We start from the raw sequence: 19,352 nt of genomic DNA, 5'->3' as shown, positions 1-19,352 counted from the left end.
AAATTATTGTTTATGTGCGTAAGGGAAGACATATATGAGCGGAATAAAACGTATTCCTGTGACCTTACTGACAGGTTTTCTGGGGAGTGGTAAAACAACATTGCTGCATCGTCTGTTGGCCGATGATCGTATGGCACACACGGCAGTGATTATTAATGAAATAGGTGAGGTTGGCTTAGATCATTTATTGATAGGTCGACTTGACGATGACATTGTCTTGCTAAAAAGTGGTTGTGTCTGTTGTAGCATGAAAACAGAACTTTCAGAAACACTTAAACTTCTTTACTGTCGTGCTGAGGCAGGGGAAATTCCTGTTTTTAACCGTGTTATTGTCGAAACAACAGGTATGGCTGACCCGATTCCCTTGCTTAAACTTTTGCTAGCAGATGAAAGTGTCGCGACTTTATTTAGTGTGCAAACTGTAATTGCTACGGTTGATACCCTATTGCCCTTACATACCCCGCAACAGCGGACGGAAAGGCTACGTCAAATCGCTGTTGCAGATAAAATCATTTTAACTAAAACAGATTTGTCGCATGCCTTTACAACATTTACCAAGCGTATCCGTACTCTGAATGCGAGTGCTGAAATTATTGATGGTGCGGATGTGGCAGCTGTTGCTTTGGTTATTTTTGATCGTGAAAAGTATCCAGTTACACGTAATTTACCTGATTCGCAATGGTTTATGCATCAGACAAATCCTCAAAACGCTTTCAATAACGCACCGCATCATAATATTTTTACCTTGTGTTTATATGCCAACCAAGCTTTGTCTTGGGCGCGTGTGACCTATTTTCTTCAGAAGCTGGCACGACTTTATGGCGTGAACTTGCTCCGAATCAAAGGATTGATTCAGGTAAAAGAGTCGTTACGACCTGTGATATTACACGGTGTTCAACATTATCTATTTCCCGAATCTTATCTAAATGCGTGGCCTGATGATGACCACAGATCGAGAATAGTGGTCATTTTTGAAGGGGAAATTCATCAACAGATCCAAGCATTATTTGATGCCATTGTGCTTGAGCCAATGACCACATAGCAGAACGCCTGCACCCATAATCCTCAGCATTTTCAATTGCGCAATTTAAGCGTAGGGGGATTTGCATCTTAAAAAAACAATTTGGTTGATCGTAATTTTTTAACGATTTCTCTATTAGGAGACACTCATGGAAGACAAATATGTTCACTCGATTGAACAACATACCATTCAGCAAATCCCATTAAATGCGCGGTACGGTAAGGCTCGGGATCTATTCACACTTTGGTTTGGTGGAAATTTGATGCTACTGACATTTGTGACAGGATCAGTTTCAGTTACCATTTTTCATCAATCTTTTGTCTCTGCTATTTTAAGTATTATTCTAGGGACGCTTATTGGTGGCATCTTTGCCGCACTCCATGCCGCTCAAGGACCGCATCTCGGTGTCCCTCAGATGATTCAAACCAAAGGGCAGTTTGGTGCATATGGCGCGCTTCCAATCCTTGGAATCGTGGTCATCATGTATGTCGGCTTCCTAGCTTCAAATGCGACGCTGGCTGGACAAGCCATGAATTTGCTTATTCCCTCATTCAGTCAGTCATCTGGCATATTATTCACTTGTGTCGTTGCTGTGATCGGTACAATTGTTGGTTATCGATTAATTCATCTATTTACAAAAATAACCTTTGTGATCTCTGGTTTCGCTTTTTTGGCAGCATATGTGTGGGTGTTTTTTATTCAAGGTTTACCTTCAGACTTTTTCGAGCGTAATTCTTTTTCAGCTACAGGTTTTCTCGCTACACTTTCGATTGCTGCACTGTGGCAGATTGCATATGCACCCTATGTCTCTGATGCTACTCGTCATTTGCCAAAAGAAACAGGGGCTAAGGCAGCATTCTGGGCGACATATTGGGGATGTGGATTGGGGACCATCATCCCGATGTGTTTGGGAGTAACAATAGGATTGGTGACACCGAGTGGAGATGTTATTGCTGGGATGATCGATTACGTGCCTAAGATGGGAAGCGTGTTTATTTTGATTTTAGTCATTTCCATATCAGCGATCAATTCAATGAATTTATATTGTGGTGTACTGACTTTAATTTCTTTTATCCAGACATTTATTCCATCATTTATGCCCTTGGCTAAGGGGCGAATTGTGATTTCATTTTTGTTGATTGCTATTGCGTTGTGGATTGGAATCAAAGCATCCAGTAATTTTCTGCCCATATTTATTAATTTTATTTTCTTGCTCATCTACGTACTTATCCCTTGGACCGCTGTGAATTTGGTTGATTATTACTGGGTTCGTCATGGGGAATATGATGTCGATTCGTTTTTCCATCAAGATGGGGGAATCTATGGAAAATTTAACCTCATGGCTATTTCTGCATATATTTTTGGTGTCATTGTTCAAGTGCCTTTTATTGCGACAGACTTGTATACAGGTCCTATTGCCAAGGCGCTTGATGGTGCAGATGTTTCGTGGGTTGTCGGTCTAATTTTAACCTCTATTTTTTATCTGATGGGGATCAAAATTTTTGGTATCAAAGACCATTCATACAAGGCAAAAAAATAAATTACGGCACGGCTATTGTGATGATGCAGAAATCATATCACTTTGCCTATATTAGGTTTGCTACAGCCACTATTTTTACTGCTTCGAAGATTGTTTTGATCATCAGATAAAATCTGGAGATGAGATCGCTATATTTCACTAGGGGGGGTATTTAAAAACTCAGTAGTATAGAGGATAGTCTAGGCAATTTTAAAAATGAACGCTGCTTATCATGATTTACGTTTATGATTTTAAAACACATTCATTTAAAACACGATATATTTAAGATCATAAACGTTTTGCAGTATTCAAAAATAATCGGCTTATTTTTTAGCGTTGCTTGTTGTTGAGCGTTGCACACCGCCAAGGGATTCACAGGCTGTTTTATAAATATCGTATTGTTGTTGAACCACTTCATCGAGAGGAATTTTAAATAATTCATCTCCAGATTTATAGCGATCGACGTACTCAGTGGCTTTTTCTTTACTCACCGCAAGTGAGCGTTCATGATAAGTATTAATTGAACTGTGGGCCAATTCTGCTGTTTCAATATTATTACATTGAAATTGGCTGAGCAGTTTTTCCGCAGTTTTAATTTCACTAGATGTGCCAAGTACACATCCTGTTAAGAGAATACTGGCACTTAACAAAAATGAGTTTTTCATCACAGATATTTAAGAAAAATGAGTGGCGGAATTGTAGGATGAATCGGTTATTAAAAATAGAGCCGCTCGGATATTGTTTTCATTTTAGTAACCAAATGCTGAATAAATAGCCAGCGAAATTTATTCAACTTTCTCTCTATTTTGCTAAAGCAATGATGTCAGCAATAAAAAACAACCTGAGGCAAATAATAAACTCAGCACCAATTGTTTAAATTGTTTTTCTGATATTTTATAAAACATTTGCGCACCAATCAGCGCAGGAATACTCACTGTAAGAATGATCAGTGCAAAATAGGGGAGATGGACCTTGTGGATGGTTCCTTGGCAGAGATAAATAATAATCGTAAACAACTGAATCGCAAAATTAAAATGTCTTAAAATATAACGCTGTTGTTGTTTAGGCAGATTTTTAAGCATCACCCAAGCTGATGGTGCTGCGCCACAAAAACCACCAAGACCACCTAAAATACCGCCAATAAAACCAATGCTTCCATCTGCAAGTTTTCCCAATGCTTGAATACGAGGAAACACAGGGGCAAAGAACATGGTCGGACACCAAATCACTAAAAATAATCCAAGGATGGTCTTAAAGGTATTTCCATCAATGAGATGTAACAGATAGGTACCGAGAGGTACACCGATCAATCCTGCAATGATATAAGGAAGTACTAGAGAAAACGGGAGTTGATGTTTTTGTTCTTTCCCTAATGCAATGATATGGCTCCATAGAGAAGCAAACACCACCAATGGTGCTGCCAGCTGTGGCGGTAATACCCAAATCCAAAAAGACATCGCAATCAAGGCAAAGGCAAAACCTGTTAAACCTTGGACAAAGCCTGCAATCATGGCACCGAGAAGAAAAATAAACCAAGTCATTTTTAAATTAAACAAAACTGAATAGGGTTAGAGCATAGCATTGAGATAGTCGATCTTGGTTGAATCAGCTGATTTTAAAAGAAATCGTGAGTTTCCATCATGACTTATTGAGATAAGCATATCTGTATCGTTAACATCTATACCATTAAAAACGATCAGGTGTATTAGATCATGAATAAAAATCCATGTAATAAAAAGCCTCTGATGACAGAGGCTGGTAATTAAGCGAATAGGAGATGATTTGTATTAATCATTGCTTGGTTTTAAGGATTGCGTTAAACCATTAATATCTCCGCCTTTAATGCCTAACTCATTCATTAAGCTATCAATCAGTGGGGCTTGAGAACGATAGCGCAGCGCACTATTGACCACTTGATCAGACAAAGCGATTTGATTTTGTTCACCAGATTCACCTGTTGCATTTGAAGCTGCCATAGCGCCTAAACCATTGACTTGAAGAATCTTGATATCATCAATATTTTCCATTGGTTTAACACTTTCACGAATGATTTCAGGTAAGTATTTCAATAAAGCTAAACGAATTTGCATCTCAACTTGTTCTGTTGAAAGCACGTTATTGGCTTCATTGACTGCACGCGTACCTTCAGCATCAACTTGATATTGCTTTTCTTGTGCCGCAGCAAGCAACATTTTTGCATCTGCTTCACCTTTGGCTTTTAAACGTATTTTTTCAGCATCCGCTTGTGCTGCAATACGCACTGCTTCAGCATCATCTGCAGCTGCTTGTTTAGCGGCTTCTGCTGCTACGGTAATCGCAATTGCATCTGTTTCAGCGACTTGCTTTGCAGCCACCAATTCAACGGCTTTTAAACGCTCTGCACGCTGAGTTTCACGAACAGTTGTCACTTCTTCTTCCGCTTTTACCGCTTGTGCACGTGCTTGGTCAGCTAACGCTTTGGCTTCAGATTCAGCACGTGATTTTTCAGCAATCGCAATTGCACGGTCTTGTTCGGCCAATTCAATGGTTTTCTTCTGTTCGACTTGAGCTTTTTGGATCAACTGTGCTTTTTGAATATTTTCATTTTCAACATCACGTGCAGATGCAATACGCTTTAATTCGACTTCACGTTCAGCAGCAATTTGGGCTTCTTCTGCTTCGCGTTTTTTTGCGGCTTCTTGTGTTGCAATTTCTGCCGATTGCTCAGCTTTACGAATGGCGATTTCACGTTCTTGTTGAAGTTTTGCATATTCTTCTTCACGTAGAATTTGCAGGCGTGCTTGTTCAGTTTCTAAGTTTTTTGCTTTAATGGCTAAGTCATTGTCTTGTTCAATGTCATTGCGTTTTTTACGGCGGTCTTCAATGGTTTCGGTCAGTTTGGTTAAACCTTCTGCATCGAAAGCGTTTTGAGGGTTAAAATATTCAAAACTGGTTTGGTCTAAACCTGTCAGTGAAACCGTTTCTAATTCTAAGCCATTTTTAAATAGATCTTCAGAAACAACTTGTTGAACTTTCTGAACAAAATCAACCCGTTTTTCATGTAACTCTTCCATTGCCATTTCAGCGGCAACAGCACGCAGTGAGTCTACAAATTTACCTTCCACCAAGTCTTTGAGTTCTTGTGGAGACATGGTTTTTTTACCCAAGGTTTGGGCAGCTGTCGCAATAGATTCAGCGGTTGGTTTAACCCGTACATAAAATTCAGCCATCACATCTACACGCATACGATCACGAGTAATCAACGCTTGATCTGTGGCACGTTTGACTTCAAGACGAAGGGTATTCATATTGACGGGAATCACTTCATGTAAAACCGGCAATACAATTGCACCGCCATTTAAAATGACTTTTTCACCGCCAAAACCAGTACGGACAAAAGAAACTTCTTTACTTGAGCGTTTATACAGGCGGGCGATAATCACCCCGATGACAATCAGTGCCACCAATATAATGCCTGCTAAAACAAGGATTTGATATAAGTTTGAATTCAACATTTTATTATACCCAGGATTGTTATTGAAAAATTAAAGTGGCGTTGCTTGAAAGCCTAGTTTTGTTCTTTGTGTCAAAATCACACTTTGACCTTGTTGGAAGATTTCATCTAATTCTGGTTCAACCAAAATATAATGTGTCTGTCCAAATTGATCGATGACTTTAGCTTGTGCAGGGTAGTTTTGTTTTGCTTCACCTAAAATAATCTGAGCTGTACGACCAATCAGTTCATCACTGTGAATCGCAGTGGTTTCATCTTTTGGTAGAATTTTTGCAACGAGTGCTGCACACACTCGAACAATCGGCATAGATAAAAAAAGACTGGCTGGCGCAATCAGCCAAATTGAAAAATAATGTCCAGTGAAATTGAAAAATATACTTTGCACAATAAAACCAAATAGCGCATAAACAGTCAGAAAAATGATCAACCAAACCAAGACGGGGACACGGCCAAGATAGAGCCAATCTAACAGCTGAACTAAAAGATTGTGATCTGTATGGATGTCTAGATCCGCATGATGGGTTTCTAACAGTTGATCTGGAATAAACTGGTCTAAGAAACCTTGAGAGGTTGAACCAATAATAAGGAGTAAACACTCCACAATACCCAATAAAAACATCAGGCACAGACTGACACTAAACAGTAAGTTGGATGAGTGTGTAAATAATTCCCACATATTGTTTTACTCAAAATTATTGTTGCGCATTTTTATAAATAAAATTTTTAATTTGAACTGAATAATTAAATGATCATCAGTTAATTCAATTAATAAATTAAGTTTATCGGTTTTGTCGTAGTATTGCAACAAAATATTTTACGATATTAATTAAAATCAATATCTTATAATTTAATATATTCTTTTATATTTTGAAAATTGCTTGAAAAGTAATGCTTGCATTTTAGCCAACTATTCCTTATAACTGATTGAGTTTACAGAGGGAACTGAAGACAAAAAAATACGCAATGATTGGGGTGATCACTGCGTAGAACAACGAATCTGCTTTCACAGTTCGGTTAAGGAGAAATGTTATGAACTTTGGGGATTGTTCATAACTTAAGGTTGATAGTAGAGGTTCCCCTCTGTAAATTCATTGGTATTCACGTAAACAAGTGTTAAATCTCGTAAACATGATTAAAATGTGAACAACATCAACTAAAAACATATGCTAATCAATGTTTTTAAACATATTATTTAAAATAAATAAATTTTGCGCTGCGTTTCCCCGATCAATCTTTTCTTTGCTTTTTAATGTAAACGAGACAGTTTTTATCAGCTATTTGAGTTAATTTTGCTATAGTTCAAAGCTTAAATTGCAGCTTTCAAAAGTGCTGATTAGTCTATTGTATTGAACTCAACTTCCTATATTGCATCATGTTTGAGTATGCTGATTGAGACGCAGAATTAAGATTTTAAACATCGATACGCCATAAACTGTGATTTAAAGCTAATTATTCACTTTTTAAGGAATTTATATTGTTATCGTAACTACTATTCGAAAAAGCAGGACAACAGTATTTTTTGTGAATTTTAATTCAAAAAATTATATTAAAGATTCCGTTCTCAATTTTAGTTCTGGTTTTGCTTGCAATCATGCCGTATTTTTTCATAATAGCCTTTCCTGTCTTGATTAGTTTTTTACCATGTCACCATTAGAAATATTCGCGGTTATTATCAGTATTATTGGTGTCACATTGACGATTAAGCGAAATATGTGGTGTTGGGTATTTAACTTCTTTGCCTTTGTTTTATATGCCTATTTATTCTTTGAATTCAAATTGTATGGTGAAACAATCTTACAAGTGTTCTTTATGGTGGTGAATTTTTATGGCTTTTATCACTGGCTAAAAGGCAAGCAGCAAGATCAAGAGATTCGAATAGAGCCCATTGCTGTACAAACAGTGATCCTGCAAATGATCATCGCTGCTGTTGGAGGGGGAGTATTTGGGTTATCGCTGCACTATTTTACCGATGCTGCTTTGCCTATGTTAGATTCTCAATTGGCTGCATTTAGTTTACTGGCAACCTATTGGACCAGCCGTAAACATATTGCGACTTGGGTACTTTGGGTTTTTGTTGATATCGTCTATGTAGGGATGTTTATGTATAAAGAATTATTCCTAACAGCTGCTTTATATGCGGCGTTTGTTGGACTGGCTGGATTTGGATGGTGGCAATGGGAACAGGTCAAAAAGAAACAATCAGCGAGCATGTATAAAGGAATTTAACATCATTTAAGGGACTGCCATGATTATTGATTTTGTTCAAATACAAAAACAAAAGTTTGAAGAACTTGTTGAAAAAATCATGGCCCAACCTGAGCAATATCTCGACTTTGATTCAGTCTCTGATTTTTACAAAGCCCAATGGTTAGATCAATTCCCACAGGGCACAATTTGGAGCACTTCTGGTTTGGATGATGGTGCAGAAGAATTTTGTATTCAGATCAAATATAGAGAGTTGATTTTTAATATAGAAATTCAATCAACTTCTATCGGTTTAAAATTTAACAGTAAAAATATCAGAGTTTATAAAAAAATATAAAGCCAAGTTTTTTTTGTTAAGCATTTGAAAAGATTATTTTATTTTAATCAAGCTTAAAACTGAATCCAAATGATTTTGGGATGGTGATAACAAAGTGATTTGGGCATTGAATTTAAATGACAATATTGATGGTATGCAGTTTAAAACAGTATGACAATCAATACAGTGATTCAGGCCAGTCTAATTGGATATTTCAAGTTTGGATTCGGCCTAAATTGATTTTCTAGAATGTTAAAATTTAAATTAAAAATACATTAGAGTAAATTAACAATAAAACCGATTAAGGCGACATATCTTATTTTAAAAGTGCTTGTATCCAGCTATGCGTATATGTCCAAATAGGCTAAAGGTTAACGGATATCACCAGTAAAATAAAAATAATTCCATTCGGCCAAAGCATGTAAGTGGAATCCCTTTGTTTATTGAAATATTAGGAAAAATTTAAAGTTAAAATTGATGAAATAAGCGTGATAAAATGATTGTTATTTGGAAAATATTTACAAATAACATAAAGGATTAATATCCTAACCTTAAGGTTTATTTAGAATAAAAATCTATATTTTTGAAATACACTTACATAAAATTACTAGAGTGTTATATTTAAGTGATCAATACAGATAAATAAAACAACGGATAGAAATTCACAATTTTATGGAATAGTTATTATATGGAACAAAAACATAGAGCGGCGATACAGTCCTCAACGGAACACTTCACCCATGACGTCATGATCATGAATTGGAGTAATCTTAAGAAGTGTAGCCTTGTGCTCCTCTTGGGAGGTATTGCTGTTTTATCGTGGATTGTCTGGTGGTTTTTTAGCAACAGTCAAGTTGAATTACAAGCTTGGATTAATCAAGATTTTTATCCAACCTATATGAAGTTATTATCTTTAGCCGCACTGGGTTTTTTTGCACTTATTTTTATTATTCGTGCTTTAAGTAAAATTGCTATTTTTGAAATAATAATACCGTATATATCCGTCGCATATTTTGGTCTTATCTTTGTTTTTGGCGCACATTGCATCGGGATTTTTAGCCCAGCATCAAGTGCAGGTTATGTCAGCTTAGTCACAGTGGCACTGGTATTATTTGAACGAAAAGTAGTGTATCTAATCGTCATTCCAATCACTTGTTTTATGTTGATCAGTCTTGGATTAAGCCTGACGAATAAAATGACGTATGCACCAATTTTTAGTGAATATTTACAATCCATGTCGCTATATAAAAATACATTTTGGGTATTTTGCATGTTGTATTTTTATATTCCAATTTTTTTTGCAAGTCTGGTTTTATTCGAGGTTCTTTTAATTCAATGGCGCAAAAGAGAGCAAATGATCCAGCAAATTAGCGTTCTAGATCCACTTACAGGCATTTATAACCGAAGGAGGATTGGTGAGAATATTGATTTATTAAAACAGCAGCAAAGTTCTTTTGCGATCGTGTTATTAGATTTAGATTACTTTAAGAGTGTTAATGACCAGTATGGACACGATATTGGGGATGCAGTTTTAAAACAGGTTGCAAAAATTTTGACTGAAAATATTCGTGAACAGGATGTTGTTGGACGATTTGGGGGTGAAGAGTTTATTATTCTCATGAGCAATGGTGCATTAGAAAATGCGCTGAGACTTGCTGAGAGATGCCGTCAAGCAATTGAAAAAGAAGAAATACGATTAGATCATCAACAGACGCTCAAAGTGACGGCAAGTTTTGGTGTCGCAGTATCAACGAATCCTTTTTTATCAACAAAAGAAGAATTGATTCGTCAGGCTGATCAGGCCTTATATCTGGCAAAAAACAATGGGCGTAATCAGGTTTGTCATTTCTTTGAAGTAGAGCTTACCCATTCATTCGGATACAAACAACGCGGTTAAACCGTTTCAAATTTTTTGCGATAAACTACACTTGTCATAAGGGTGATTAGACAAAGCACAACAATATAGTACACAGCACCAATATCGCGATATAAACTTAGCCATTGGACCAATGGCAGGGTTAAGCCGCCTGCAATTGCGTATGCAACATTGTATGAGAATGAAATTCCTGAAAAGCGAATTGGAGCGGGAAACATCTTGACCAAGCTATAGGAAACCACACCGACTGTGCCAGAAAATAGTCCAAGCAACATGTACAATCCGAAGATTGTTGAATGAGCGGCATGACCTAAACTGTAATAAAAAAGCACTGCAGTGATTGCCACACTGAGCGATCCCAAACAAATCACACGCCCAGCACCAAAACGATCAGCGAGCAAACCTGCCAATATGCAACCCAACATTTGCATCAGAATTGCCATACTTTGCATCTGAAATGCATCCGCACGTTGAAAGTTAAATGTGGTGGTCAGTAAATTGGGGGTAGATAGGATAATTACTACAACACAACCAGTTAAAAACCAAGTGAACAGCATCCCAATGACAACAGTAGATTTATGGGATACCAAAACTTGCTTGATGGGTAAATCTTTTGAGAGTTCTTTACGCGCCTGCATCGCTTTAAATACTGGGGTTTCTTTAAGATAACTTCTTAGATATAAGGCAATTAATCCAAAAACTCCGCCGACTATAAACGGGAGACGCCAAGCCCAAGCATGGATTTCTGCTTCGCTAAACTTAAGCGAAATAAACAGCGACATCAAAGCGCCCAGTAAGATCCCCAGTGACAAACCTGCGGTAAGCAAACCATTGGCAAAACCAATTTTCTTTGTTGGTACATGCTCTGAAACAAATGTCTATGCTGCGGGAATTTCTCCACCAATCGCAATGCCTTGAACCACGCGCATCAACAACAGTAGCAGTGGAGCAGCTAAACCAATGTCTGTATAAGTTGGCATTAGACCGATAAACAAAGTAGGGAGTGCCATCAATAATATGGATAAACTAAACAGGCGTTTACGTCCTACGAGATCACCAAAATGCGCCATGATCACGCCACCTAAGGGACGGAAGAAATATCCTGCGGCAAAAATTCCGTAAGTATTCAGCATTGCCCAAAAAGGACTTAAAGAACTAGGGAAAAATAGTTCAGCAATGATTTTTGCGTAAAATACATAAATGACGAAATCATAAAATTCGAGCGCACCGCCCAGAGAAGACAATGCAAGCGTTCTTTTTGCTTCCTTATTGAGGCCCAATTTTTCGTCCATGATGATGCAATGCCTTAAAAGAGATATTGAATGTGAATGTAATCATTTTAATTGACTATTTTTTACTTAAAAAAATCAATATTTATTTTTATGCATCCTACTTATTTTTATAGGTGATCGAGGCGGCTTAAAAATCATTTTTGCTTTAAAAGCATTGCGCTAAGCTAGATTCTAATAGATTTAAATATTGATCACTTACATGCGAATTAACCACGGGATAACACTCAGAATAATACCGCATACAGACATAATCATTGTATTTTCAATAAAATAAGGAAAAATCATCAAAGTGATGCCACAGATAAAAGGCATGTTCATTCGCTGTCTTTTTCCATAGATAAAATAGCCTAAGCCAATTGAGCTAAAGATCAAGCCTAAGAATAGGGGTGCTGTATTCATTATTTTCCACGATAGACTGGACGTTTGTTATTTACACGATCATGATTAAAAATGGCTTAAAAGACAAGCTGTCATTTGGCTTAGGTAAATAGAAATTCATTTGTACATAACCTACATACTTTTGCACAATAATTGAATTGGAAAGCGCATTTCAAATGCTACACTCATCTTTATTCAATTTACATTTGATCAAGGTACAAGATAATGAGTGCCGTGTTACCTGTCGCCCAACGTGGTGAAGACGTTTTAAAATTAATCGCAGCGCCTGTGGCTGAAGCTGAGTTTTCAAGTACTTGGCTAAACGAATTATCCAAGGCCTTACAGGCCACCATGTTAGAGCGTAATGGTGTGGGGATCGCCGCACCACAAGTCTATGTTTCTAAACAGGTGATTATTGTTGCTTCAAGAGCGAATCCTCGCTATCCAGACGCACCTGAAATGGATGCAATCACAATGATTAATCCTGAAATTTTAGAGAAATCTGAACAGACCATCTTGGGTGAGGAAGGGTGTTTAAGTGTGCCCAATGAAAGAGGGCAAGTGGCTCGTGCTGAAGCAGTTACTGTACAATTTTTCACGCTGACTGGCGAAAAGATTATCCAGCAATTTCATGGTTTTCCTGCACGCATTGTGCAACATGAAATCGACCATTTAAATGGGATACTGTTTGTTGAAAGACTTTAATCTGAGCAAGCTTGGCTAAAAATATATCTTTAATTTTATCTTTAATTTTAGCCAAGCTTTTCTACGTAGAATTGCTAATTGGATATTGTTAATTGGACTTCGCGCGCTGCAAAGCACCATTCCATAAGCTTAGGTGATATTGTCTTTGGTCTGCGCTCATCTTCGGCTCAAAAGCGCGATCTAATTGCCAAGATTCGGAAATTTCACTGAGATTATTAAAAACACCTGCCTTTAATCCTGCCAATGCAGCAGCACCCCAAGCGGTAGATTCTAAAAGTTTAGGGCGTAGCACAGGTACATTTAAAATATCTGCCTGAAATTGCATTAGCATATCATTTTGGCTTGCGCCACCATCCACACGCAATTGTTTTAAGGGCTGTGCGATATCCGATTGCATTGCAGTTAATACATCTGAAACTTGGAATGCAATGGATTCTAAGGCAGCTCTGGCAATATGTGATTTATTGGTTCCACGTGACATTCCACAGAGTAAAGCGCGTGCTTCACTGTCCCAATGTGGCGCTCCTAAACCTGTAAAGGCTGGAACCAAAACGACACCATCTGTAGTGTCAACTTGGCAAGCTAACTTTTCAACTTCAGCACTATTTTTGATAATTCCTAAACCATCTCTTAACCATTGCACAATCGCACCAGCCATAAATACACTGCCTTCTAAGGCATAATGAGATTGGTCTTGGCACTTCCATGCTAAGGTGGTGAGTAATTTATTTTTGCTATATTGAATATCTGTTCCTGTATTGAACAGCATAAAACAGCCTGTCCCATAGGTGTTTTTGGCTGTTCCAGCTTCAAAACATGATTGCCCAAAGAGTGCAGACTGTTGATCACCTAATACGCCACAAATTGGAATTTCCGCGCCAAGAAGCCCTGTGGCGGTATTGGCAATATAACAATCGGATTGGATAATTTTAGGCAGAACACTCGCTGGGATATTAAATAATTCAATTAATTCAGTATCCCATTGCTGTGTTTTTAAATCCATCAGCATGGTGCGTGAAGCATTACTTGCTTCGATGACATGCTCTGAACCTTGGGTTAAATTCCAAATCAACCAACTATCGACTGTACCGAATGCCACATGATTTTGTTCAGCCAGTGCTCTTAAGCCTTGCACATTTTCCAATAACCAAACCAGTTTTCCAGCACTAAAATAAGGATCGATTCTTAATCCTGTTTTATTGTGAATTTTTCCAGATAAATTGTTTTGAACTAACTGATTGCACCAGTCTGTAGCGCGGCGGTCTTGCCAAACGATGGCAGGGGCAAGTGGTTTACCTGTTCGCTTATCCCAAACTACAGTGGTTTCACGTTGGTTGGTTAAACCAAGTGCTTTAATGTCTTTGGCCAATAGTCTTGCCGATGCGATTGCTTGCTGTACGACGGTGATTTGTGTGGTCCAAATCTCCATGGCATCTTGCTCAACCCAGCCCGAATGTGGGGTTTTAATTTGGGTTTCCCGTTGAGCAGAGGCATATACCTTTCCGTGCTCATCGAAGATAATTGCTCTGCTAGAGGTCGTTCCTTGATCAAGTGAGAGTAAATAGCTCATCTTTTTTATATTTGTCCCTTGAAAAATAGTGATAGTAGCGCAATTATAGAACTAGGCGCATCATTTGATATAAATGTAGTGAATTATCTGCTTAATTTGCAACAATTATGTTATGATGGCCGTGTTATCTGGGGATGTTATTGGCTTCGACGCCGATGATGAAGCTCATAGATGCATGCCGAGAGCGCATTTTCTCTCGTAAATCAAATTTGCATATTTTAGTCGCAAACGACGAATCTTACGCTCTAGCTGCCTAAGGGCAGCTTGTCCGCTTCACTGAATACTTGTGGTCAGTGGACCCGACTGTAGCGCACGCACACAAGTCCGTATAAAGTCAAGCCTCGGGGCTTTATACTAAACTTAGAGGATCGCGTTTTGTACCCTGTTCGTCGGGTCACTTAATGTTAAAATAATTGACGATATCTAAGCATGTAGTATTCTCGAGTGTAGTGTTGGCGGACGCGGGTTCAACTCCCGCCATCTCCACCAAATTTGTAAATCATGATCTGTCACTTAGTTATACGATGTATCATGAAACTTAATAAAGCCTTGAAATTTAACAGTTTCAGGGCTTTTTTAATGCCTAAAATACTATCACACTCTATCACTAACATCATTTGAGAATAATGCACTATCAAGATATGATGTTACACAGGAGTGACACACGTGTAACAGGTGCTACATGCTTTCAGATTCACAAGTAAAAAGTCTAAAACCAAAAGAACAACGATATTCTCTTGCAGATGGTGAGGGCTTATCTATTGATGTATCACCAACAGGTAAGAAAAAATGGATTGTTTCTTATCGAGTAAATGGTAAACAAACAAGGAAAAGTCTTGGTGAATATCCTGATCTAGGTTGTAAAGATGCTCGCCAACTGGCAAGACAATTTAAATCAGAAGCTCAAGGTAAAACCTTAGACTCGCCTCCTGTCAAAGCTGTCATTGATGAATGGCTTAAATTAATGACGCCAAGATGGTCAAGTAAAAAATATGTAGATACAGTGGTTTATCGCTTAAATTACATTACAGAAGATTTCTCGACCCAACCAATTGATGAAGTTGATAGAAAAACTATTGTTAAGAAAGTAAAAGAAATCGTGAATAAGGGAACACTTGAAACAGCAAAACGCTCTCTTAGATTACTCAATGAGATTTTTAACTTTGCAATCGCATCGGACTATACACAGAAAAACCCATGTACTTTGATTTCTGATGTTATACCACAGCAAACTGTTCGCAATATGCCAAGCCTTGATGCAGAGCAAATGCCTGAATTTTGGAAGCGTGTAACACAAAGCAATGTTACACCAGAACTGTTACACGCTCTTAAGCTTGCATGTTACACAGCCGTTCGTATTTCAGAGTTGCTTCAATCTCGCTGGGATAGTGGCGAAATAGATTTAGAGAATAGGCAATGGGTGATTCCTGCATCTCGTATGAAAATGCGTAGAGATCATGTTGTTCCTTTGACTGATCAAACTTACGCTCTATTTAAAGAGCTATATGACCATAAGACTGATAATGGATATATTTTTAAGCACACTCGCAATCCAGGTGAGCATGTCCGATCTGAAAGCATTTTAGCAATCATTAAGCGAAATGGTTATGCAGGGCAGATGGTTACACATGGTTTTCGATCTTTATTCTCTACCCACACCAATAACTCAAAACTATTCAGGCCTGATGTAATTGAATATCAAATTGCGCACGTTCCTAAAGATCGTATTCGCGGCATCTACAACAGAGCTGAATATTGGGATGAAAGGGTAGAGTTGATGAAGTGGTATTCTGAACAAGTAGATAGCTGGATGAAAGGCGCTAATTAAGCGCCTTCCTTTAATATTTCTTTTTTCATTCGCACCACGGTTGATGCAGTATATTTTTTCTGAACACCAAACTCTTGATCGGGTGGATATTTCTCTAAATAGTATTTTTTAAAAGTATTTAGACATACACCTAATTCACTGGCAACCTGTGTCATAGAGTACCATTTCATTATCTCACCTCCATTTCATAAATTGCAAAAGTCTCTTTGGTGGTACGTGTCATTGGTGGTAAAAGTGGCTTACCTTTACCAGAACGCATACCGCCTTGATATTTTGGTTTAAGTGCATCAATAAATGCACCCTCAACATTATTTAAATCGTGTTCTGGCACTGGTAACAAATACACTCGATCAAATATTTTTTTAGCTTCAGACACATGGCTTGCAATGCGTGCTGATGGATTTGTGCTTTGTCCAACATATACAACCTCGGTACCCCAACATAAGAAGTAGACACCAGAGTTAAAACCGTATTTGGGAACCTGCTGTAACCCTTTCAAATTACATATACTAAATGGCGCTTGTTCTGTAATTTGTTCTGCTGGCACTGTGATTTTTAAATTAAATGGTAAATCAGCACCATTGCAACGAACCATAAGGTTTTTAGAAATCCAACTTTTAACTTCCGAAACCTTAAATAGATAATCCCCACCATCAATTCTATAATGTGGTAAATACCCTGATTCAGCATAAGCAATAAGTTTTTTCCAAAGGCAATGTATCAGGTCCAGCAATTTCATTAGCTGATTTTAAGCCAGTAGGGTATTCCGTAGTCTTGTGAATAATCACGTGTGGCAGTTCTTCCATCAACCTTCCTCCTTTTCTTCTTTTATAAATTCAAACCCAACACGGCTTGTATAGATTTTTGCGATATGTCGTAATGCTTCATCCTCTGTGTTGAACATCATGGAGAATGTTTTAAATTGAATCTTTTTACCGTTAGATAAGACCTCATGTTTGAATTTATATTCTGAAAATTCACAACCTGACATTTTTGTGAAAGCCATTAGGAAATAGCTCAGCTTCTCTCCAACATGCCAAATTAAGTTCTCAGGTATGAATCTCAACTGATCCCGAATTAATTCACGACAGAATGGATGTCGTACACGCTGATGATCAGAATTAATAATCCATTCGATGTCATCTAGTCGCTGTAGGTATTCGATCAGGTTTTTAATTTGATTGACTTCAAGTAGATCGGAAAAATCACCAAGTGGAGTTGCGTACAATGTTGGTGTATCGACCCACTCAAACTCAGGAACATCAATTTCTAGTTTGATTTTCACGCCACACCCCCATCTTTCATAAAACAAATCCAATGAGTGTTGGCTCGTTTTCCACTTGGATGACCAACCCATGGTTTACGATCTGTTAATGCTAAAATTTCGCTAACTTTGATTTGAGTTTCATTCCACTTAAAAATTAAAATTCCATTTGGTTTAAGAACCCTAAAACATTCCGAAAAACCTTTGTCCAAATCATTCTTCCAATCTTGGCCAAGTTTCCCATACTTCAAAGCAAGCCAACTTTTATCACCGGCATGTAATAGGTGAGGTGGGTCAAATACAACACCATGGAAGCTTTCATCTTCAAATGGCATATTGCGAAAATCCATTTGAATATCAGGATTGATAATTAATTGGCGATCGTCACAAAGGATGTGATTTTCTTTTCTAACATCGCCAAAAGTCACATTCGGATTTTGACGATCAAAATGAAACATGCGAGAACCACAACAAGGATCAAGTAATTTTTGATTCACGCCACTTCTCCCAAACTCTTGACCACTTCACTTGGCAACCCAAACACATCACGAAAAGCCTTATCAAATTCACCGCTTGCAATGAATGTATCAATGCAGTTTTTCGGCTTCTCATATACTGCAATATAATTTGACAGTACGTGATAGATAACGTCAGCGTTTTTATCTGTAATAGGGAACTTTAAACCATTATCGTTGATTACATGAACTCGCACCTCAACGGCTAACGCATTAATACAATTGCTATGCAAATGGCGAGATTCCGACAAGATTTCACTCAATGCAACAGTCTGATTGAAATCAAGAGACATGGTGAAAGGCTTATCCTTGTGCAGCTCATCAATGATGTAGTTGGCCACAGCAATGTTTGTTTGTTGAATTTCAGTCATTGGTTGGCTCCTGTGCTGCTGCAATCATGGCGTTATAGATAAATTCATTACGTGAGTTATGGCTCATGTCTTGAATTTCCTCATCAAAATTCCATGTCGCATCAATCATTTTTGGAGTTGGTTGTTTCGGCACTAAAACAAACCCTTGAGGGGTGGCTTTGGCTAACTTTGCTCTAAGCCGATCTATCTCATTCGCTGCATAGTGACAAATTAGACGTACATCATCTTCATTGTAATCATCAATGTGAGAAGTAATTAAATGAATAATTTCAGCACCTTGTTGACTATCACCATTAAATACCCATACCGCATCATCTTCTTGTTCAAAACGTAAATCTGATCCTTCATGGGTGGCTTGTTGTTTTATCTTTTCCAAACCCTCATAAGCCAAATCAATCAACTTTTCCAATTCAAATTCTGGACTTTCATATCCATCGCCTTCAGATCCAACTTTGAATTTCACAGAAGAAATATCAACATCTTCATTTTCAAGAAGCTTTACTAAGGACTGAATAACCATTGTTGCAGTAATTGCTGTATTTTTAATATCCATCTCATCACCTATGTGCATTTATTTGCGCAAAATCCTATTTTTTGATGATAATGCGCAGATTTTTGCTTGAATTTGTTGTTAAGCTATTTCAGTTTCACGAATCGGACGAGCAAATACAGCTATTGCATCATCTTCTGTAAAGTGAATATCCATTAAGAAAAATCCATTTGGAGCGATTGGCTTCCAATCTGTTAAATCTGCGTTTTCCATCATTTTTTCCCAATCATCCATTGAGGTGCAGCTTTCAAGATAAAATGAGACAGTTTCGATATTGAAGTGACGCTTGATAGCATCCCATTCACTTTGCGAAAGCCATTCTTGGTTTTCGTGATGCTCATCCAAGTATTTACGGTATTCTGGATGAATCCATGAACCATACTCATCACGCACAACATCTACAGGTTTTAATTGATTTATTTCCATCACAACCACCACGCCATTTGCCA

At 37.8% G+C, this 19,352-nt stretch carries 20 protein-coding genes, 1 other RNA gene and 1 pseudogene; 8 read left to right on the top strand and 14 right to left on the bottom strand.

Going from position 1 to position 19,352, the window contains the following annotated elements; genetic code table 11:
• Window positions 1–34 precede the first annotated feature (34 nt).
• Together F981_RS16980 and F981_RS16975 are read left to right on the top strand one after the other, a co-directional pair.
• The gene (locus F981_RS16980; protein ID WP_004723639.1) at window positions 35–1,042 is read left to right on the top strand and encodes a CobW family GTP-binding protein; all 1,008 of its coding nucleotides are present in this window, start codon (window positions 35–37) and stop codon (window positions 1,040–1,042) included.
• Between the two features lie 127 nt (window positions 1,043–1,169).
• A complete protein-coding gene (locus tag F981_RS16975; RefSeq protein ID WP_004723638.1) occupies window positions 1,170–2,561 on the top strand; it encodes a purine-cytosine permease family protein in 1,392 nt (463 codons plus the stop codon).
• Window positions 2,562–2,863: 302 nt separating this feature from the next.
• On the opposite strand, the gene F981_RS16970 is transcribed toward F981_RS16975, so the two are convergent.
• The 4 genes from F981_RS16970 to F981_RS16955 all read right to left on the bottom strand — a co-directional run bounded on the left by F981_RS16970 (window position 2,864) and on the right by F981_RS16955 (window position 6,709).
• Window positions 2,864–3,205 (bottom strand): hypothetical protein, encoded by a 342-nt coding sequence (locus F981_RS16970; protein ID WP_004723637.1) that lies wholly within the window; start codon window positions 3,203–3,205, stop codon window positions 2,864–2,866.
• A 144-nt stretch (window positions 3,206–3,349) separates the two neighbouring features.
• Window positions 3,350–4,081, bottom strand: a complete 732-nt coding sequence (locus F981_RS16965) for a sulfite exporter TauE/SafE family protein (RefSeq protein ID WP_004723635.1) — start codon at window positions 4,079–4,081, stop codon at window positions 3,350–3,352.
• A 246-nt stretch (window positions 4,082–4,327) separates the two neighbouring features.
• Window positions 4,328–6,034: a flotillin family protein gene (locus F981_RS16960; protein ID WP_004723634.1), complete on the bottom strand. Its 1,707-nt coding sequence runs from the start codon at window positions 6,032–6,034 to the stop codon at window positions 4,328–4,330.
• 30 nt (window positions 6,035–6,064) lie between these two features.
• Window positions 6,065–6,709: a YqiJ family protein gene (locus F981_RS16955; RefSeq protein WP_004723633.1), complete on the bottom strand. Its 645-nt coding sequence runs from the start codon at window positions 6,707–6,709 to the stop codon at window positions 6,065–6,067.
• Between the two features lie 965 nt (window positions 6,710–7,674).
• Between F981_RS16955 and pnuC the strand changes: the two genes are divergently transcribed.
• From pnuC to F981_RS16940, 3 genes are all read left to right on the top strand, one after another.
• Window positions 7,675–8,259: a nicotinamide riboside transporter PnuC gene (gene pnuC, locus F981_RS16950; protein ID WP_004723632.1), complete on the top strand. Its 585-nt coding sequence runs from the start codon at window positions 7,675–7,677 to the stop codon at window positions 8,257–8,259.
• A gap of 19 nt (window positions 8,260–8,278) precedes the next feature.
• A complete protein-coding gene (locus F981_RS16945; protein WP_004723631.1) occupies window positions 8,279–8,575 on the top strand; it encodes a hypothetical protein in 297 nt (98 codons plus the stop codon).
• A 733-nt stretch (window positions 8,576–9,308) separates the two neighbouring features.
• Window positions 9,309–10,451 carry a GGDEF domain-containing protein gene (locus F981_RS16940; RefSeq protein ID WP_035372500.1) on the top strand — a complete coding sequence of 381 codons (1,143 nt, stop codon included), beginning with the start codon at window positions 9,309–9,311 and terminating at the stop codon, window positions 10,449–10,451.
• On the opposite strand, the pseudogene F981_RS16935 reads toward F981_RS16940, so the two are convergent.
• Both F981_RS16935 and F981_RS16930 read right to left on the bottom strand, forming a co-directional pair.
• Window positions 10,448–11,722, bottom strand: a pseudogene (locus F981_RS16935) (MFS transporter). The gene F981_RS16940 and the pseudogene F981_RS16935 overlap by 4 nt on opposite strands.
• A 195-nt stretch (window positions 11,723–11,917) precedes the next feature.
• Window positions 11,918–12,121 carry a hypothetical protein gene (locus tag F981_RS16930; protein ID WP_004723627.1) on the bottom strand — a complete coding sequence of 68 codons (204 nt, stop codon included), beginning with the start codon at window positions 12,119–12,121 and terminating at the stop codon, window positions 11,918–11,920.
• A gap of 204 nt (window positions 12,122–12,325) precedes the next feature.
• Here F981_RS16930 and def point away from each other — a divergent pair, with 204 nt between their 5' ends.
• Window positions 12,326–12,805, top strand: a complete 480-nt coding sequence (gene def, locus F981_RS16925) for a peptide deformylase (RefSeq protein WP_004723626.1) — start codon at window positions 12,326–12,328, stop codon at window positions 12,803–12,805.
• 88 nt (window positions 12,806–12,893) lie between these two features.
• Here def and glpK read toward each other — a convergent pair whose 3' ends face one another.
• Window positions 12,894–14,375 (bottom strand): glycerol kinase GlpK, encoded by a 1,482-nt coding sequence (gene glpK, locus F981_RS16920; protein ID WP_004723625.1) that lies wholly within the window; start codon window positions 14,373–14,375, stop codon window positions 12,894–12,896.
• A 130-nt stretch (window positions 14,376–14,505) separates the two neighbouring features.
• Between glpK and ssrA the strand changes: the two genes are divergently transcribed.
• Window positions 14,506–14,864: a transfer-messenger RNA gene (gene ssrA, locus F981_RS23400) on the top strand.
• Between the two features lie 193 nt (window positions 14,865–15,057).
• Window positions 15,058–16,203, top strand: coding sequence for a tyrosine-type recombinase/integrase (locus F981_RS16915; RefSeq protein ID WP_004723624.1), 1,146 nt, complete (start codon window positions 15,058–15,060; stop codon window positions 16,201–16,203).
• Here F981_RS16915 and F981_RS23990 read toward each other — a convergent pair.
• The 7 genes from F981_RS23990 to F981_RS16885 all read right to left on the bottom strand — a co-directional run bounded on the left by F981_RS23990 (window position 16,200) and on the right by F981_RS16885 (window position 19,329).
• On the bottom strand, window positions 16,200–16,373 hold the full coding sequence (locus F981_RS23990; RefSeq protein ID WP_004723623.1) for a hypothetical protein: 174 nt from the start codon (window positions 16,371–16,373) through the stop codon (window positions 16,200–16,202). The genes F981_RS16915 and F981_RS23990 overlap by 4 nt on opposite strands.
• Window positions 16,373–16,942, bottom strand: a complete 570-nt coding sequence (locus tag F981_RS16910; protein WP_004723622.1) for a GIY-YIG nuclease family protein — start codon at window positions 16,940–16,942, stop codon at window positions 16,373–16,375. The genes F981_RS23990 and F981_RS16910 overlap by 1 nt, the downstream gene beginning before the upstream one ends.
• A 66-nt stretch (window positions 16,943–17,008) precedes the next feature.
• Window positions 17,009–17,488 carry a hypothetical protein gene (locus tag F981_RS16905; protein ID WP_004723620.1) on the bottom strand — a complete coding sequence of 160 codons (480 nt, stop codon included), beginning with the start codon at window positions 17,486–17,488 and terminating at the stop codon, window positions 17,009–17,011.
• Window positions 17,485–17,964 carry a class I SAM-dependent methyltransferase gene (locus F981_RS16900; protein ID WP_004723619.1) on the bottom strand — a complete coding sequence of 160 codons (480 nt, stop codon included), beginning with the start codon at window positions 17,962–17,964 and terminating at the stop codon, window positions 17,485–17,487. The genes F981_RS16905 and F981_RS16900 overlap by 4 nt, the downstream gene beginning before the upstream one ends.
• A complete protein-coding gene (locus F981_RS16895; RefSeq protein ID WP_004723617.1) occupies window positions 17,961–18,353 on the bottom strand; it encodes a hypothetical protein in 393 nt (130 codons plus the stop codon). Before F981_RS16895 ends, F981_RS16900 begins: the two co-directional genes overlap by 4 nt.
• Window positions 18,346–18,906 (bottom strand): hypothetical protein, encoded by a 561-nt coding sequence (locus F981_RS16890; protein ID WP_004723616.1) that lies wholly within the window; start codon window positions 18,904–18,906, stop codon window positions 18,346–18,348. Before F981_RS16890 ends, F981_RS16895 begins: the two co-directional genes overlap by 8 nt.
• A gap of 78 nt (window positions 18,907–18,984) precedes the next feature.
• The gene (locus tag F981_RS16885; RefSeq protein ID WP_004723615.1) at window positions 18,985–19,329 is read right to left on the bottom strand and encodes a hypothetical protein; all 345 of its coding nucleotides are present in this window, start codon (window positions 19,327–19,329) and stop codon (window positions 18,985–18,987) included.
• Between the last annotated feature and the right edge of the window lie 23 nt (window positions 19,330–19,352).

The sequence above is a fragment of the Acinetobacter guillouiae CIP 63.46 genome (genome assembly GCF_000368145.1).
GTDB classification, from domain to species: Bacteria; Pseudomonadota; Gammaproteobacteria; order Pseudomonadales; family Moraxellaceae; genus Acinetobacter; species Acinetobacter guillouiae.
Note: the sequence above shows the minus strand (reverse complement) of the source record. Positions and strands in the feature narration are given on the sequence as shown.

Excerpts from the sequence above, each read along its gene's own strand:
- F981_RS16980 (WP_004723639.1), top strand. The coding sequence starts at position 35 with ATGAGCGGAATAAAACGTATTCCTGTGACCTTACTGACAGGTTTTCTG.
- pnuC (WP_004723632.1), top strand. The coding sequence starts at position 7,675 with ATGTCACCATTAGAAATATTCGCGGTTATTATCAGTATTATTGGTGTC.
- F981_RS16960 (WP_004723634.1), bottom strand. The coding sequence starts at position 6,034 with ATGTTGAATTCAAACTTATATCAAATCCTTGTTTTAGCAGGCATTATA.
- F981_RS16915 (WP_004723624.1), top strand. The coding sequence starts at position 15,058 with ATGCTTTCAGATTCACAAGTAAAAAGTCTAAAACCAAAAGAACAACGA.
- F981_RS16975 (WP_004723638.1), top strand. The coding sequence starts at position 1,170 with ATGGAAGACAAATATGTTCACTCGATTGAACAACATACCATTCAGCAA.
- F981_RS16895 (WP_004723617.1), bottom strand. The coding sequence starts at position 18,353 with ATGACTGAAATTCAACAAACAAACATTGCTGTGGCCAACTACATCATT.
- F981_RS16910 (WP_004723622.1), bottom strand. The coding sequence starts at position 16,942 with ATGAAATTGCTGGACCTGATACATTGCCTTTGGAAAAAACTTATTGCT.
- F981_RS16890 (WP_004723616.1), bottom strand. The coding sequence starts at position 18,906 with ATGGATATTAAAAATACAGCAATTACTGCAACAATGGTTATTCAGTCC.
- F981_RS16930 (WP_004723627.1), bottom strand. The coding sequence starts at position 12,121 with ATGAATACAGCACCCCTATTCTTAGGCTTGATCTTTAGCTCAATTGGC.
- F981_RS23990 (WP_004723623.1), bottom strand. The coding sequence starts at position 16,373 with ATGAAATGGTACTCTATGACACAGGTTGCCAGTGAATTAGGTGTATGT.
- F981_RS16885 (WP_004723615.1), bottom strand. The coding sequence starts at position 19,329 with ATGGAAATAAATCAATTAAAACCTGTAGATGTTGTGCGTGATGAGTAT.
- F981_RS16945 (WP_004723631.1), top strand. The coding sequence starts at position 8,279 with ATGATTATTGATTTTGTTCAAATACAAAAACAAAAGTTTGAAGAACTT.
- F981_RS16955 (WP_004723633.1), bottom strand. The coding sequence starts at position 6,709 with ATGTGGGAATTATTTACACACTCATCCAACTTACTGTTTAGTGTCAGT.
- F981_RS16965 (WP_004723635.1), bottom strand. The coding sequence starts at position 4,081 with ATGACTTGGTTTATTTTTCTTCTCGGTGCCATGATTGCAGGCTTTGTC.
- glpK (WP_004723625.1), bottom strand. The coding sequence starts at position 14,375 with ATGAGCTATTTACTCTCACTTGATCAAGGAACGACCTCTAGCAGAGCA.
- F981_RS16940 (WP_035372500.1), top strand. The coding sequence starts at position 9,309 with ATGAATTGGAGTAATCTTAAGAAGTGTAGCCTTGTGCTCCTCTTGGGA.
- F981_RS16970 (WP_004723637.1), bottom strand. The coding sequence starts at position 3,205 with ATGAAAAACTCATTTTTGTTAAGTGCCAGTATTCTCTTAACAGGATGT.
- def (WP_004723626.1), top strand. The coding sequence starts at position 12,326 with ATGAGTGCCGTGTTACCTGTCGCCCAACGTGGTGAAGACGTTTTAAAA.